This window comes from Bacillus sp. Medicinal_06 (genome assembly GCF_056711665.1).
Genome location: NZ_JBWYHD010000002.1, coordinates 331,665 through 346,784 on the forward strand (window position 1 = coordinate 331,665; position 15,120 = coordinate 346,784).

The 15,120-nt window shown below is 36.7% G+C and carries 14 protein-coding genes, 3 pseudogenes and 1 other annotated feature; of the genes and pseudogenes, 12 read left to right on the plus strand and 5 right to left on the minus strand.

Features of this window, described 5'->3' with window-relative positions:
* The first annotated feature begins 21 nt into the window (after positions 1-21).
* The 5 genes and pseudogenes from rplT (at position 22) to AC1M36_RS05350 (ending at position 3,277) form a co-directional block, all read left to right on the plus strand.
* Positions 22-378, plus strand: a complete 357-nt coding sequence (rplT, locus tag AC1M36_RS05330; RefSeq protein WP_017153952.1) for a 50S ribosomal protein L20 — start codon at positions 22-24, stop codon at positions 376-378.
* 131 nt (positions 379-509) lie between these two features.
* Entirely contained in the window at positions 510-1,055 is a 546-nt protein-coding gene (locus AC1M36_RS05335; protein WP_336450326.1) for a dihydrofolate reductase family protein, read from the plus strand.
* Positions 1,056-1,070: 15 nt separating this feature from the next.
* Positions 1,071-1,334 (plus strand): annotated as a pseudogene (locus AC1M36_RS05340) (zinc-dependent alcohol dehydrogenase); the annotation flags it as partial.
* Positions 1,335-1,631: 297 nt separating this feature from the next.
* Positions 1,632-2,123 carry a dUTP diphosphatase gene (locus AC1M36_RS05345; protein WP_000365055.1) on the plus strand — a complete coding sequence of 164 codons (492 nt, stop codon included), beginning with the start codon at positions 1,632-1,634 and terminating at the stop codon, positions 2,121-2,123.
* A gap of 68 nt (positions 2,124-2,191) precedes the next feature.
* Positions 2,192-3,277: a M42 family metallopeptidase gene (locus tag AC1M36_RS05350; protein WP_336450325.1), complete on the plus strand. Its 1,086-nt coding sequence runs from the start codon at positions 2,192-2,194 to the stop codon at positions 3,275-3,277.
* A 42-nt stretch (positions 3,278-3,319) separates the two neighbouring features.
* Here AC1M36_RS05350 and AC1M36_RS05355 read toward each other — a convergent pair.
* Both AC1M36_RS05355 and AC1M36_RS05360 read right to left on the minus strand, forming a co-directional pair.
* Positions 3,320-3,792 (minus strand): annotated as a pseudogene (locus AC1M36_RS05355) (DUF2691 family protein).
* A gap of 84 nt (positions 3,793-3,876) precedes the next feature.
* Positions 3,877-4,494 carry a TetR/AcrR family transcriptional regulator gene (locus AC1M36_RS05360; protein WP_336450324.1) on the minus strand — a complete coding sequence of 206 codons (618 nt, stop codon included), beginning with the start codon at positions 4,492-4,494 and terminating at the stop codon, positions 3,877-3,879.
* Between the two features lie 296 nt (positions 4,495-4,790).
* Between AC1M36_RS05360 and AC1M36_RS05365 the strand changes: the two genes are divergently transcribed.
* Positions 4,791-5,444 carry an HlyD family secretion protein gene (locus tag AC1M36_RS05365; RefSeq protein WP_336450323.1) on the plus strand — a complete coding sequence of 218 codons (654 nt, stop codon included), beginning with the start codon at positions 4,791-4,793 and terminating at the stop codon, positions 5,442-5,444.
* A 14-nt stretch (positions 5,445-5,458) separates the two neighbouring features.
* Positions 5,459-7,213, plus strand: a complete 1,755-nt coding sequence (locus AC1M36_RS05370) for a DHA2 family efflux MFS transporter permease subunit (protein WP_336450322.1) — start codon at positions 5,459-5,461, stop codon at positions 7,211-7,213.
* Positions 7,214-7,256: 43 nt separating this feature from the next.
* Here AC1M36_RS05370 and AC1M36_RS05375 read toward each other — a convergent pair whose 3' ends face one another.
* Positions 7,257-7,571, minus strand: coding sequence for a DNA-binding protein (locus AC1M36_RS05375; RefSeq protein ID WP_336450628.1), 315 nt, complete (start codon positions 7,569-7,571; stop codon positions 7,257-7,259).
* Positions 7,572-7,597: 26 nt separating this feature from the next.
* Here AC1M36_RS05375 and AC1M36_RS05380 point away from each other — a divergent pair.
* A pseudogene (locus tag AC1M36_RS05380) lies at positions 7,598-7,726 on the plus strand (DUF4179 domain-containing protein); the annotation flags it as partial.
* Between the two features lie 35 nt (positions 7,727-7,761).
* Here AC1M36_RS05380 and AC1M36_RS05385 read toward each other — a convergent pair.
* Both AC1M36_RS05385 and sspI read right to left on the minus strand, forming a co-directional pair.
* Positions 7,762-8,319, minus strand: a complete 558-nt coding sequence (locus AC1M36_RS05385) for an HD domain-containing protein (protein WP_336450321.1) — start codon at positions 8,317-8,319, stop codon at positions 7,762-7,764.
* 175 nt (positions 8,320-8,494) lie between these two features.
* Positions 8,495-8,704 (minus strand): small acid-soluble spore protein SspI, encoded by a 210-nt coding sequence (gene sspI, locus AC1M36_RS05390; protein WP_017153966.1) that lies wholly within the window; start codon positions 8,702-8,704, stop codon positions 8,495-8,497.
* Between the two features lie 114 nt (positions 8,705-8,818).
* Here sspI and AC1M36_RS05395 point away from each other — a divergent pair, with 114 nt between their 5' ends.
* The 4 genes from AC1M36_RS05395 (at position 8,819) to AC1M36_RS05410 (ending at position 15,047) form a co-directional block, all read left to right on the plus strand.
* Complete coding sequence (locus tag AC1M36_RS05395; RefSeq protein WP_336450320.1) at positions 8,819-9,583, plus strand: TrmH family RNA methyltransferase; 765 nt, start codon at positions 8,819-8,821, stop codon at positions 9,581-9,583.
* Between the two features lie 62 nt (positions 9,584-9,645).
* Positions 9,646-9,875, plus strand: a binding site (T-box leader).
* Between the two features lie 44 nt (positions 9,876-9,919).
* Positions 9,920-10,954 (plus strand): phenylalanine--tRNA ligase subunit alpha, encoded by a 1,035-nt coding sequence (gene pheS, locus AC1M36_RS05400; RefSeq protein ID WP_174098778.1) that lies wholly within the window; start codon positions 9,920-9,922, stop codon positions 10,952-10,954.
* An 18-nt stretch (positions 10,955-10,972) separates the two neighbouring features.
* Positions 10,973-13,393 (plus strand): phenylalanine--tRNA ligase subunit beta, encoded by a 2,421-nt coding sequence (gene pheT, locus AC1M36_RS05405; protein ID WP_479845630.1) that lies wholly within the window; start codon positions 10,973-10,975, stop codon positions 13,391-13,393.
* Positions 13,394-13,622: 229 nt separating this feature from the next.
* Positions 13,623-15,047: a YcdB/YcdC domain-containing protein gene (locus AC1M36_RS05410; protein ID WP_479845631.1), complete on the plus strand. Its 1,425-nt coding sequence runs from the start codon at positions 13,623-13,625 to the stop codon at positions 15,045-15,047.
* Positions 15,048-15,120: the final 73 nt, after the last annotated feature.

Sequence of the window (15,120 nt, forward strand, 5' to 3'; positions counted from 1 at the left end):
AACAATCTAGGAGGTAATATTATGCCAAGAGTAAAAGGTGGTACAGTTACTCGTAAACGTCGTAAAAAAATGATTAAACTAGCGAAAGGTTACTACGGTTCTAAAAATACTTTATTCAAAGTTGCTAACCAACAAGTAATGAAGTCTTTATTATATGCGTTCCGTGACCGTCGTCAAAAGAAACGTGACTTCCGTAAATTATGGATCACTCGTATTAACGCAGCTGCTCGCATGAATGGTCTTTCTTACAGCCGTTTAATGCACGGTTTAAAACTTGCTGGTATCGAAGTTAACCGCAAGATGCTTGCTGACTTAGCTGTTCATGACGAAAAAGCTTTCGCTGAATTAGCAACAGTTGCAAAAAGCAACTTAAAATAATTGTCTAAAAACCTTAGAAGATTTTCTTCTAAGGTTTTTTTTATTTATTTGAATGATACAACTCTAGCAGGAAACAAAGAAAAGGATTAGAAATAGAAATGAGCATGGAAAAAGATACGAGGGGGGACTACATGGCAAAGCTAATTTATCATATTGCAGTTACGGCGGATAGCTTTATTGCTGACTTAGATGGTGATGCTACTGATTCGACTTTTTTATATGAAGGTGAACATGTATCAGATTTTATTGCCGATGTCGAGGAATATAATGCGGTATTAATGGGGAGAAAAACATATGAGTTTGGATTTCAATTTGGTGCGAAGCCAGGAGAGCCAGGTTATTTTAAAGAATTAAAGCATTATATCTTTTCAAATACTATGCAATTTGAATCGAGTGATAAAGTAGAACTTGTTAGGGAAGATGCAGTCGAGTTTATCACAAACTTAAAAATGAAAGAAGCTGGTAATCTGTGGCTCTGCGGGGGCGGAGAACTGGCTGGCTCGTTAGTTCAGCAAAAACTAATTGACCAAGTAGTATTGAAAATAAATCCAGTCATAATTGGTGAAGGAACACCTTTATTTGGTAACGTGAAACCGCGTTTAAAATTAAAATTAGTTGATGCGAAACACTATGTAAATGGTGTCGTTAAATCAACTTATAATATTATTTATTCTTAGAAACATTTACATGGAAGACGCGGTGGTGCATGTGTAGCAGTAGGATTATCGCCAGAAATGATGGAAGTACCAATCTTTGATACAGTATTAAATGCAGTGAAAATAGTTGGCTCTATTGTTGGAACGCGTAAAGATTTACAGGAAGCACTCCAATTTGCTGCAGAAGGAAAAGTGAAAGCGATTATAGAAACACGTCAGCTTGATGAAATTAATGAGATATTTAGTGAAATGGAAGAAGGAAAGATTAAGGGACGTGTTGTACTTGATATGACAAAATAAGCATAAAGGCTATAACAATATAGAAGAATATACAGTGAAAAAGTCGGAGGAGCTTCCTTTGGCTTTTTTTACTGTCATTTAAAGGCATCTTTCCTAGTAGAAACGACACTGCTATAATGGAAAGATGATATGGAAGTTTCATCATATGTAGATAATGTTTGAAACGTACTGATGATTTAGGGACAAGCTATCTTATAAGGGGATAAAAAGCGAATCATAAAGGGTAGGGTTTTTAAGCTTACAATAAATATGAGATGAAACAACATTGTATTTAGGCAATGTTGGAGGAGGAATAGAATGGACTTACTACAACTATTTAAATTACAAAAAGAATTAGATGATCGGATTGTAAAGGAACATGACTTACAACCAAAGAAGTTATTAAAAGAAAAAATGTTAGCACTGCTTGTTGAAATTGGGGAACTTGCAAATGAAACACGTTGTTTTAAATATTGGAGCAAAAAACCAGCAGCTGAGCGTGAAGTTATTCTTGAAGAATATGTAGATGGTTTGCACTTTATTTTATCGATTGGAATTGACTTAGGAATTGATAAAAACTTCTTGTTTTATAAATGTGCTCAAACGAACAAAACACAAGTTGAAATTTTCTTAGACACGTATGCGAAAGTGATTCGTTTTACTGATCAGCCATCTATTACAAATTATATTGAACTATTTACAAGCTACCTTCGCCTTGGGCAAGCCCTTGATTTTGGACAAGAAGAAATTGAAAAAGCATATTTAGATAAAAATGAAGTGAACCATCAGCGCCAAACACAAGGATATTGAGTTGTTTTTTGAATATTTTGACGCGATTTTGTATAATGAAGTGACTGAAGAAAAAGGAGGTATTGACAATGACAAAATTAGATGCGACATTGACAATGCTAAAAGAATTAACAGATGCACGTGGTATTGCAGGTAATGAGCGCGAACCACGTGAAGTAATGAAAAAGTATATCGAGCCGTTTGCAGATGAACTTTCTACAGATAATTTAGGGAGTTTAGTTGCGAAAAAAGTAGGGGAAGAAAACGGTCCGAAAATTATGGTAGCTGGTCACTTAGATGAAGTTGGTTTTATGATTACGCAAATTGATGACAAAGGTTTCCTTCGTTTCCAAACAGTTGGTGGCTGGTGGTCACAAGTTATGCTTGCGCAGCGCGTAACAATCGTAACGCGTAAGGGGGATGTAACTGGTGTAATTGGTTCAAAACCACCTCATATTTTACCAGCAGAAGCTCGTAAAAAACCGGTTGAAATTAAGGATATGTTCATTGATATCGGTGCTTCTAGCAAAGAAGAAGCAATGGAATGGGGCGTACGACCAGGAGATCAAGTTGTACCATACTTTGAATTCCAAGTGATGAAAAATGAAAAGATGTTACTTGCAAAAGCGTGGGATAATCGCATTGGCTGTGCAATTGCAATTGATGTGTTAAAACAATTAAAAGATGAAAAGCATCCAAACGTTGTATACGGCGTTGGAACTGTGCAAGAAGAAGTAGGTCTGCGCGGTGCGAAAACATCTGCACATTATATTAAACCTGATATCGCGTTTGCAGTAGATGTTGGTATTGCTGGTGATACACCAGGAGTAACCGAAAAAGAAGCGCAAAGTAAAATGGGTGATGGACCACAAATCATTTTATATGATGCATCTGTCATTGGGCATACTGGACTTCGCAATTTCGTAGTTGATGTGGCAGATGAATTAAACATCCCTTATCAATATGATTCTGTAGCTGGTGGCGGCACTGACGCAGGTGCAATTCATATTTCTGTAAATGGTATTCCGTCTATGGCGATTACGATTGCAACTCGTTACATTCACTCTCATGCGGCAATGTTACACCGTGATGACTATGAAAATGCAGTGAAGTTAATTGTAGAAGTGATCAAACGTCTTGATAAAGAGGCTGTACATAATATCACATTTAATTAATAAGAAAAAGCGAAGGGAGTTCCTTCGCTTTTTCTATTTTTATTACGCTCTTATTATTGTTCTTGTATCATTTTCATCAGTAATAAATTGTATATTTTCAAATCCGAAGTCTTTTGCGTTCTTATAAAGCAATTCGAGTTTTTCTTTATCTTTGCAATAAATGACGGTATAGTAGCTATCTACTACGAAAAGAACAAGTTCACATTCACTTTTAACGAATTCTTCATAAGTGTCAATTTCTGAAACTTTGCCTTTCGGATATGCTTGTAAATCAGCAAAAATAATCCGATAGACATTATTTTCTAATAGATTTTTAAGATCCGTACCTTCCATTATTTCATTATCTGTTTCAAAAGATCTTGATCTAGATCTAACTCATCATTAACCACTAAATAAGACTCTACGGGGCTAACTCTCCAATCGAAAGTGGAAAGGTCTATTGGTTTTAATACATCTCCAAGACAAGAGTCATAGTTATTAGTATTAGGTAGTTGAAAACTTATTCCTCTTTTCATAAAGCAATACTCTCCCCCCGTTGATTTTGTAAATGTTATCAAAGAATATATGAAAGGTTGTTGATCCATTATAAATAAGGCTTTTTAAAAAGGTCTCTCTAACCCAGCGGCAGTATGAGCCCCTAAAATAATTAAGCGGGTGAGCTGCATCGCCATAAAGTGTGGCGTATAAATCATCCCTCTTTTTAACCATGACATAATCATCCCGATATGTGCACCTGTTACGTAGCTAATGAGAATGTCACGAGGAACCATAAGTTCTTCATCATCTGGCTGAGAAATAGATAAGCTTAATGTTAAATGTGTTTGAATGGTCTTCATCATTTTATAAGAATAGTTTCCAGCTGCTTTATCACCGAGCATTACGTTGTAAAAGGTAGCATTATCAGCGATGTGTTCAAATAGGGCTAGAAAAATTGGATGTGGTGAATTAAAGGTAAGTTGCAAATCTTCTTTTGTTTGCTTTTTGGGCTTAATCACTTCTGATAAAGATGCTAGCATTTCCTCGATACACTTATCTAATAAATCGTATTTATCATGATAATGGCTATAAAAGGTAGCGCGATTGACAGGAGCACGTTCAGCGATATGCTGTACTGTTACATTTTCAAACCCTTTTTCGCCTACTAAAGCGACAAAAGCATCCTGTATCAATTGTCTCGTTCGTTTTACACGCGGATCGTTTGTATTTTTAATAGACATTTTGCTTCTCCTTGCTGAATTTTGATTACTTAAACAACAAATTTATAGTGTAGTGTTGGATAACCAACATATAAGCTCAAATTGTCGGTTGTAGATTCAAAATAATTATTTATAATTATATACGATATTCCTTTAGAAAACAGCACCGGTAGCATACAAGCAAAGGATTGGTTTGCTATGCGCAAGGTGTGCTTTTTTAGTTTAATTGTTAATATAATTAACAATTAAACAGTATAAATAAAAGGGGTAGAAATAGTTTAGAAAAAAATTATATGCGATATAAGGAGAGGAATGCAATGAATCAGTTTCGAAGAATGGTGATTATCAATATTATCACATTAATTGTATTAGTTGGCGGTGGTATCGGCGGTTATTACTACTATAACCAAGCTGAAAATTACTTGAAAACAGATAATGCGAAAATCGATGGGAAAGTAATCCCAATCGCATCACCTGTAGCAGGGAAATTAACAGAATGGAATGCAGAAATAGGTAAGAGTTACAATGAAAATGATAAATTAGGTTCTGTTTCTGTACCAAGTCAAAATGGTGAGCAAACGATGGATGTAACAATTCCACATAGTGCAACAGTTGTTCAATCAAATGCTACAACAAATGCTTTCGTGGCGGCAGGTAGTCCAATTGCGTATGCATACGATATGAGTGATTTATGGGTAACAGCAAATATTGAAGAAACAGATGTTGATGATGTGCAAAAAGGTCAAGAAGTTGATGTGTATGTAGATGCATATCCTGATACAACTTTAACAGGAAAAGTAGAACAAGTTGGATTAACAACGGCAAATACATTCTCTATGCTGCCATCAAGTAACGCAACAGCGAACTATACGAAAGTAACACAAGTTGTACCAGTTAAAGTTTCACTAGATCATAGTAAATCAGTAAATATTGTTCCTGGAATGAATGTGACAGTTCGTATTCATAAGTAAGGGGGGAAGATAAAATGTCCTCAGGTTTAATTGCAGGATATGCATTATTTTGTATCATCGTCTTCTTCCTTGTAAATCGTCTTTTAAGAAAGAAAAAAACGAACGCGGGAGAAGAACAAGTCCCAGCCGTAAGTAAGATAGAAATAAAGCCACCAGAGCAAGAAACTTCAAATGTAGTTGAATTAGAAGCATCAAAACAAGAAACGAAAAAGCAAGAAAGATCGAAACGGCAAATGCCGGTAGAGAATGTCAATGTAAAAGCCGTTGTAGCGGTATTAATTCTCGGTATGTTCGTGTCGATTTTAAACCAAACAATTATTAATGTTGCCTTGCCTCCATTAATGAACGAGTTCAATGTATCAACTTCAACAGCGCAATGGTTAATTACAGGCTTTATGCTTGTGAACGGGATTTTAGTGCCAATTAGTGCGTTCTTAGTTTCCAGGTTTACGTACCGTAAGTTATTTGTAGCAGCGATGCTGTTCTTCACAGTAGGTTCTATTATTTGTGCTATATCTGGAAACTTCACAATGATGATGATAGGACGCGTCATTCAAGCAGTTGGCGCAGGGATTTTAATGCCAGTTGGTATGAATATTTTCATGACTTTGTTCCCGCCGCATAAGCGCGGAGCTGCGATGGGATTACTTGGAGTGGCGATGATTTTAGCGCCAGCAATCGGACCAACTGTAACAGGTTGGGTTATTGAAAATTACAGCTGGAACTTAATGTTCTATGCGATGTTTGCCATCGGTTTAGTTATTACATTATTATCTTTAAAATTCTTTACACTGGCTCAGCCAGTTTCAAAAACAAAGCTAGATATGTTTGGGGTTATTAGTTCGAGTATTGGACTTGGTAGCTTACTGTATGGATTCAGTGAAGCTGGAAATAACAGCTGGAGCAGTGCTGAAGTTGTGATTTCGCTTATCATTGGTGTAATTGGCATAGCGTTATTTATTTGGAGAGAAATGACGACAGATAACAAAATGCTAGATTTACATGTATTTAAATACCCAACGTTTACTTTTACCTTATTAATTAACGCGATTGTAACAATGGCATTATTCGGTGGTATGTTATTACTTCCTGTATATCTTCAAAATATTCGCGGGTTTACGCCGATTGAATCAGGTCTTCTACTTCTTCCTGGATCATTAATTATGGGAATTATGGGACCGATTGCAGGAAAGTTATTTGATAAATACGGTATTCGCCCGTTAGCAATCGTTGGATTAGCGATTACAACATATGCAACATATGAATTTACGCAGTTATCGATGGATACACCATATAGCGTCATTATGACGGACTATATTATCCGTTCATTTGGGATGTCATTTATTATGATGCCAATTATGACAGCTGGTATGAACGCGCTGCCGATGAAATTAATTTCTCACGGTACAGCAACGCAAAATACATCAAGACAAGTAGCGGGTTCAATTGGTACAGCGATCTTAATTACAATTATGACGCAACAAACAACGAATCACGTTGCAGATTATGGAAATATGATAACAAAAACAAACCCAATTTTAGTTGATCAAGTACATGGAATGGGACAAAGTTTAGCATCCGTGGCTGGATCAGCACAAGCTGGAGATGCGATGAGCTCACAGCTATTATTTGGACAAATTTCGAAGCTATCTGCAATCAACGGTATTAATGATGCGTTCTTAGTTGCAACAATATTAGCAGGTATTGCTTGGGTGTTATCATTTTTCTTACAATCAGGTAATAAGCCAAATCGAAAAGCAGAGAATTAATTTCTCTGCTTTTTTGTTTTGATATTAAAATGAGAAAATTACATTATCCTGGAATGGAGAATGAATCAGGTATAGACATTAATTGATAGAAAATGGCTCCCAGTATCCCTACAGTAAAAATAATCATTCCCATATTGCGAATACTAATCGTTTTGTTACGTATTCCACTTATACCTGCGAACAAACCAGCTAACGCGAAAAGAACCCAATACAGGACAGTTGGAATGGGTAAGACCTTCTCACCATCAATCCCCATTTCCCAGAAAACAAAAGGTATAGCGACAAATGAAAAGCAAAGTGTTATTCGAAAACATTTATCTTCTTTAGAAAGCGTACATGAAGAATGTATGGATGATATATTACTAGCAATTTGGAATCATATTGAAAAAATTAGACGATAGTGTTACAACAATTATGTTTACTCCGACAGTCACATCAGGTAAAGAAGGAGAAAAGAAAACAGATTATCGGAAAGTGCTAAAAGAGCAAGCTTTTGAAGTCATTGTAAAATAATAAAAGAGGTATCACTTTGTAGCGATGCCTCTTTTTCATTGGTAGACTTGTTCTGCTTTTTTGTTAGATTTTGCTTGCTGCACTTGTAATTCACGCTCTACCATTCGATCTAATTGCTGAATGGCTTTCAATGCTTTTTCATAAGAAATTGTTCGGTAGTGATGTGCTCCGCTCGGTTCTTCGTCTGCTTCGTCCGCCCATTTAATAATATTTTGTAGAGGTGTTCTTTCAATTTCTTGTTTTACTAAGAAAGAATCCGTATGAAGAAGAATGGCGATAGAAATTTCTTTTGCAAGCTTAGGATGTTCACCTAATCTAATAAGCAATTTGTGAGCTCGTTCTGCCCCTTTAATTGCATGTATATCATTCTTTTTATACAAATCATAGTCCCATTCACCGCCTGTGTACCATGTATGATGTCCTATGTCATGAAGAAAACCAGCCTTTGTTGCCGCATCAACTGAGGCGTGATGTTTTTTAGCTAAGTGAAACGCATGGTAAGCGACGGCGATCGCATGGACCATTCCAGAACGGTTGACATATTTTTGTGTGATATGATGTTGAAAAATTTGTTCAAGCGTAATACGGTGCATAAAACATTCACTCCTTTTATCTATTGATATATATAAAGAAAATCGATAGGTTTAAATGTATTTTGAACATTGTACTCCATCACGCTGTGTTAGTAAAGTAGAAATGTTTAGGAGGAGAGAATTTTTTATGCACATAAAAATCACCCTAGCTCATGCCAAGGTGATTTTTAATTCTTTACTTTTTTAGCCCTTGCTCAAGTGTTTCTAACATTTCATGTTTTCCATTTTCGTCGGCATTTTGCCAAATGACTTCAAATAAAACACCAAGCCCTGGAAGCATTTTTTCTTCACCGCTTTGAATTGCTTCTACAATTGTCTCTTGTAATTCGCCTTGTGTATTTCCTGCAACGTTTGCTAATACGGCGCCGCGTAGATTAAAGTTCATTACTTTCACCTCTTCTTCTGAATTGAAACTGACATTAGTTTTTGTTTTTTTTTATGTAAATATGTATGAAAAATAGGCTATAATGAGAAGACAAGAAGAGAGGGAATACATATTATGAAAAACATTGATTCAGTACAAAATCCGCGCGTAAAGCAGTGGAAAAAGCTGCAGACGAAAAAAGAGCGCGATAAAAAAGGCCTATTCTTTGTAGAAGGATTCCACTTAGTCGAGGAAGCTTTAAAGGCAGGGGTTGTCACAGAACTTATTGTCTCAGATCAGACAGATCTTCCAAAAGATTGGGCGGTTACGGATGTTGAAATGTATATTGTGCCGGAAGCAATTGTAAAAGTACTTCGTGAAACAGAAACGACGCAAGGTGTATTTGCTGTTTGTGAGAAGCATGAGAAAGAAATCGCTCTTACAGATGGGAAATTTTTATTATTAGATGGCCTACAAGACCCAGGTAATTTAGGGACAATTATTCGTACAGCTGATGCAGCTGGTATTCATGCCGTTGTGCTTGGAGAAGGGTGCGTCGATGCTTATAATAGTAAAGTACTTCGTTCTACACAAGGTTCTATCTTCCATTTACCGATTGTAAAAGGGAACTTAGAAGAATGGGTAGATAAGTTACAAGAAAAGAATGTTCCTGTATACGGAACAGCTCTTGAAAACGGAGTTCCATATGGTGAAGTAACGCCGAAAGGAAGTTTTGCATTAATTGTAGGAAACGAAGGAAATGGTGTGCGCCAAGAAATTCTTACAAAATGTGATCAAAACTTGTATATTCCGATTTACGGCGGGGCAGAATCGTTAAATGTTGCGGTTGCTGCAGGGATTTTAACGTATTATTTACAAAGCCCAGTTGCGAACAGGTAAAAAACTTCTTATAATAAGTTGAAGTACATGTTCATAATGAACAGATAATAAAAGTAAAATAATGAAAAACGTTGATAGAGAAGAGTAGCTTGCAAAATCGCCATATAGGGAGAGAGTGCCGTAGACTGAAAGCATTCTTATGGTAGACGGAAGTGAATTCACCTCTGGAGTTGACGCCAGGACCATTGATATGTAAAGGCGTTCCGGTCAAAGCTGACCGTTATAATGAATTGAGTGGGCAGACTTGTTCTGTCAATTTAGGGTGGTACCGCGAATTTACCTCGTCCCTTTTTAGGGAGCGAGGTTTTTTTATTTTTAAAATTAGGAGGGTTCCAAATGGAAGCACGTTTAAAAGAGCTAAAGCAAAAAGCGTTAGAGCTGATTGAAGAAGCGAAAGAGCTAAAGGGCTTAAACGATGTACGCGTAGCGTATTTAGGAAAAAAAGGTCCGATTACAGAAGTATTACGCGGCATGGGAAAATTATCTCCAGAAGAGCGTCCACGTATGGGAGCTTTAGTAAATGAAGTGCGTGAAGCAATTCAAACGCGTTTAGAAGAAAAAATTAACAATATCGAAAAAGCAGTAATCGAAGCAAAATTAGCTTCTGAAACAATTGATGTTACATTACCAGGTCGTCCTGTAGAAACAGGTTGCCACCATCCGTTAACAGCTGTTGTTGAACAAATTGAAGATGTATTTATCGGGATGGGGTATGAAGTAGCTGAAGGAACAGAAGTAGAGAAAGACTATTACAACTTTGAAGCATTAAACTTACCAAAAGATCACCCAGCGCGTGATATGCAAGATACTTTCTACATTACAGAAGAAACATTACTACGCACACATACATCTTCTGTGCAAGCAAGAACAATGGAAAATAATAAAGAAAAAGGTCCAATTAAAATTATTTGCCCAGGTAAAGTGTATCGCCGTGATGATGACGATGCAACGCATTCACACCAGTTCATGCAAATTGAAGGTCTTGTCATCGACAAAAACATTCGCATGAGTGACTTAAAAGGTACACTGCAAGTATTCGTGAAAAAGATGTTCGGTGAAGATCGTGAAATTCGTCTTCGTCCAAGTTTCTTCCCATTCACAGAGCCATCTGTTGAGATGGATATTTCTTGTATGATGTGTCACGGAAAAGGTTGCGGCACATGTAAAGGAACTGGCTGGATTGAAATTTTAGGAGCGGGTATGGTTCATCCGAACGTACTTGAAATGGCTGGCTATGATTCAAAAGAATATCAAGGTTTCGCATTCGGTATGGGTGCAGAGCGTATTGCAATGTTGAAATACGGCGTTGATGACATTCGTCATTTCTATACAAATGATGTACGTTTCTTACAACAATTCAAACGAGCGTAAGGGAAGGAGAGGATAAATATGTTCGTATCATATCGTTGGTTACAAGAGTATGTAGATATTAAAGATGTAACGGCACAAGAACTAGCAGATAAAATCACGAAAAGTGGTATTGAAGTAGAAGGCGTTGAAGTATTAAACAAAGGTGTAAAAGGTGTTGTTGTTGGTCACGTATTGGAATGTGAAAAACACCCAGAAGCTGATAAATTAAGTAAATGTCTGATCGACATCGGTGAAGAAGAACCAGTACAAATTATTTGCGGTGCTCCTAACATTGCAAAAGGATTAAAAGTACCAGTTGCAAAAGTTGGCGCTGTTCTTCCTGGTAACTTCAAAATTAAAAAAGCAAAATTACGCGGGGAAGCTTCTCACGGTATGGTTTGTGCCCTGCAAGAGCTTGGCATTGACGGAAAACTAGTTGCGAAAGAATATGCAGACGGTATCTTTATCTTCCCAAGTGACGCTGAAGTTGGTGCAGATGCGCTTGAAATCTTAAACTTACATGATGAAGTACTAGAACTTGGTTTAACTCCAAACCGTGCGGATTGCTTAAACATGTTAGGTGTTGCATATGAAGTAGCTGCTATTTATGGCCGTGAAGTGAAGCTTCCAGCTGTAGATTTACAAGAATCAGCAGAAAAAACTTCTGATTATATTTCTGTAAGTGTAGAAGCAACTGGGCAAAACCCATTATACATTGCGAAAATGGTGAAAAACGTAAAAGTCGGCCCATCACCAATGTGGATGCAAACGCGCCTTATGGCAGCTGGCATTCGCCCAATTAGCAACGTAGTTGATATTACAAACTACATTTTAATTGAATATGGTCAACCATTACACGCGTTTGACTATGATAAATTAGGTTCAAAAGAAATCGTTGTTCGTCTTGCAAAAGAAGGCGAGAAGATTCAAACATTAGATGATCAAGAGCGTACATTACAAGCGCATCACCTAGCTATTACAAACGGAACAAAAGCATTAGCTGTTGCTGGTGTAATGGGCGGAGCTGAATCAGAAGTTGATAACGATACAGTAAACGTTCTAATCGAATCTGCATACTTTGAAGGTCAAACAGTGCGCCGCACATCAAAAGACTTAGGTCTTCGCAGTGAATCAAGTGCACGTTTCGAAAAAGGAATTGATCCAACACGTACATTCGAAGCGATTCAACATGCAGCTGCTTTAATGGCGAAATACGCTGGTGGCGAAGCACTTGAAGGTGTAGTAGAAGTTGATAACTTACAAGTACAAGAGCGTACGGTATCCGTTACAGCTGAAAAAGTAAACCGTGTATTAGGTACAGAAATCTCTGCTAGTGAAATGGGTACAATCTTCACAAACTTGAAGTTCCCATTCACAGAAGTAGAAGGAACATTCAATGTGAATGTCCCAGCACGTCGCCCTGATATTACAATTGCAGAAGACTTAGTAGAAGAAGTAGGTCGTCTATACGGATACGATCATATTCCGGTTACATTACCAACTGGTACAATGACGCGTGGTAAATTAACAGCGGCACAAACAAAACGTCGTAAAGTACGTCGCGTATTAGAAGGTGCTGGTTTATATGAAGCGATTACGTATTCATTAACAAGCGCGGACAAAGCGAAACAATATATGGTTGAGCCAAACCAAAAAGCGCCTGTTAACCTTGCACTTCCAATGAGTGAAGAGCGCAGCCAACTTCGTTTAAGCTTAGTACCACAATTACTAGAAGCAGTTTCATATAACAACGCTCGTAAAAACGACAGTGTTGCATTATACGAAGTAGGTTCTATCTTCTTACCAACAGCAGAAGGAGAACTTCCGAAAGAAGAACAACATCTTGCTGGTGTTATGACAGGTCTTGCACTTCACCATGCATGGCAAGGTGAGAAGAAAGTTGTAGACTTCTTCGTTGTTAAAGGTGTGTTAGAAGGATTATTTGATGTACTTGGCGTTGCGAATAGCATCACGTATGCTCCAGCAAAACGTGAAGGTATGCATCCAGGACGTACAGCTGATATCTTATTAGACGGAGAAGTAATTGGTTTCATCGGTCAGTTGCATCCAGAAGCACAAAAACAATTAGATGTGAAAGATACATTTGTATTTGAACTATCTCTTGTAAAAGTATTCGGTGCAGACGTAGAGGAAACTTACTACTCAGCAATTCCACGTTTCCCATCTATGACACGTGATATGGCGGTTGTAGTGGCTAAAGAAGTAAAAGCTGGCGAAATGAAGCAAGTAATTGCGGAAGCTGGTGGAGAACTTCTAAAAGAAGTAACACTATTCGATTTATACGAAGGTGAAAAAATGGAAGAAGGCAAGAAATCACTTGCATTCTCTATGAATTACTTCGATCCAGAACGTACATTAACAGACGAAGAAGTAACAGAAGCACATAACCGTGTATTAACAGCGGTGGAAGAGAAATTTGGTGCGGAGTTACGTAAGTAATATAAAAAAAGCAGCCGTTTGGCTGCTTTTTTTATTTGTTTTTGACTACGATATTTTGTTATGCACAAGATTGAGAGAGCAGCTGATTCTTTAAAAGGGATATGTTTGTAACAGGAATCTAGCAGTATATTTAAAAACGAATTATTTTTATATAGAAGAAAAAGAAATATCTTTTCATCGTGTATTGTCTATAATTAGGAATAAATATTTAGTTTGACGGAGGGGATTTATGAAGAAAATAGCTGAACAATTAAAGCCATATTTAAAAGTGAACGAACATGTAGAATTATGCACAGTTGCTTTAGAAAATGAAGAGAATATATTTGAGATTGGTGAGAAAAATACAGAGCAGATAATAGCGTGTTATGGATTGAATGAAAATAGAGAAATAGATTATTTTCAATCGTATATAGAGTTAGAGGAAGTAGAAGATAACCAATTATCCCATGTTGAAATATATGAAAAAGTACAATCTTTTATAAATATGTTTACCCCGCATCTCATACAGTCCGTTCTTTTTGCATATATAATTGAATTTGATATGATGTATCACATTGTTTATGAAAAGAAAGATGAGAAACTTGGGTTGTTTTTACCGAATTCTGGTATAACGATTGATATGACAAAAGATGGTCGTATGTATCAGCTTCTTTGTCAGGTAGATGAATATCAAATTTATTATCCGGAAAATCCAATTTCAAAAGAAGATGCGAAAGCGAAGTATATGGAAAACTTGGAGTTTGAATTAATGATCTCAAAGGCTGATAAAGAAACATTTGCAAACAGTGATGATACATATCATCTTGTATATGTACCGAAAGACTATGTGTTTCACATTGGACCGCATGGAGAAATACAAACAATAGAAAATTATGATGGATTTATTCCACAATATGAAAAAATAGAAAAACGTACAGAGCAAAAAGATGGGATTCATGAGCTCATTGGATTAAGTGATAAACATATAAAGTTTCATACAAATACAATGGATGATAAGGTTATAGAATTGTGGGCGAGAAAAGAGCAGGTTCAACATATCGTCCGAAGAGAAGAGGAACTATCGTCGCAGGTGATTCAAGTTTGCTTAGATAAAGAGACTGGACAATATATGAGTATAGTGAATAATGAACAATATAAACAGAATAAAGAAGCATTGACAGAAGAAAAAGCGAAAGAGAGAGCGCTACAGTTTTTATTTGCTCGTTATCCAGATGCAAATGATAGATTTATGATGGAGAAAAGCCATCCATCTCATCACCTTATGTGGGAAGAAGGGGATGAATACGAATCGGAGTATGTTTTTTATTTTCAACATATTTATAATGATGTCAAAGTAGATGTGTATAGTATGACAATTAACGTAGGGAAAGAATCCGGAAATATCATTCGTTTTCAAGCATGTGACTTTGATGAAAAGGAAATTGTAGGTATTTCTCTAGAACCAAATATTTCAATTGAAGAAGCAAAAGAAATTGTCATGAACGCTGTAGATATGGAGTTTTCATGGGGAAAAGAAGTTGAAGAAGACGTGACAAGCTATCATGCGTGCTATATGCCTGCCTTTCCGAAGACTAATGGGCATGTGAAGATGATTGAAGCACATACAGGTAAAGCCTTTTACATTGATACAGGATGTATTATAAAAGAAGCGTGAACTATTTTTTAAGATGTGGTTTATTATTCGAAGATTGCACAGAAAAGGAATTTAAGTTTGATTTAGCGGAGGG

Excerpts from the sequence above, each read along its gene's own strand:
- rplT (WP_017153952.1), top strand. The coding sequence starts at position 22 with ATGCCAAGAGTAAAAGGTGGTACAGTTACTCGTAAACGTCGTAAAAAA.
- AC1M36_RS05335 (WP_336450326.1), top strand. The coding sequence starts at position 510 with ATGGCAAAGCTAATTTATCATATTGCAGTTACGGCGGATAGCTTTATT.
- AC1M36_RS05345 (WP_000365055.1), top strand. The coding sequence starts at position 1,632 with ATGGACTTACTACAACTATTTAAATTACAAAAAGAATTAGATGATCGG.
- AC1M36_RS05350 (WP_336450325.1), top strand. The coding sequence starts at position 2,192 with ATGACAAAATTAGATGCGACATTGACAATGCTAAAAGAATTAACAGAT.
- AC1M36_RS05360 (WP_336450324.1), bottom strand. The coding sequence starts at position 4,494 with ATGTCTATTAAAAATACAAACGATCCGCGTGTAAAACGAACGAGACAA.
- AC1M36_RS05365 (WP_336450323.1), top strand. The coding sequence starts at position 4,791 with ATGAATCAGTTTCGAAGAATGGTGATTATCAATATTATCACATTAATT.
- AC1M36_RS05370 (WP_336450322.1), top strand. The coding sequence starts at position 5,459 with ATGTCCTCAGGTTTAATTGCAGGATATGCATTATTTTGTATCATCGTC.
- AC1M36_RS05385 (WP_336450321.1), bottom strand. The coding sequence starts at position 8,319 with ATGCACCGTATTACGCTTGAACAAATTTTTCAACATCATATCACACAA.
- sspI (WP_017153966.1), bottom strand. The coding sequence starts at position 8,704 with ATGAACTTTAATCTACGCGGCGCCGTATTAGCAAACGTTGCAGGAAAT.
- AC1M36_RS05395 (WP_336450320.1), top strand. The coding sequence starts at position 8,819 with ATGAAAAACATTGATTCAGTACAAAATCCGCGCGTAAAGCAGTGGAAA.
- pheS (WP_174098778.1), top strand. The coding sequence starts at position 9,920 with ATGGAAGCACGTTTAAAAGAGCTAAAGCAAAAAGCGTTAGAGCTGATT.
- pheT (WP_479845630.1), top strand. The coding sequence starts at position 10,973 with ATGTTCGTATCATATCGTTGGTTACAAGAGTATGTAGATATTAAAGAT.
- AC1M36_RS05410 (WP_479845631.1), top strand. The coding sequence starts at position 13,623 with ATGAAGAAAATAGCTGAACAATTAAAGCCATATTTAAAAGTGAACGAA.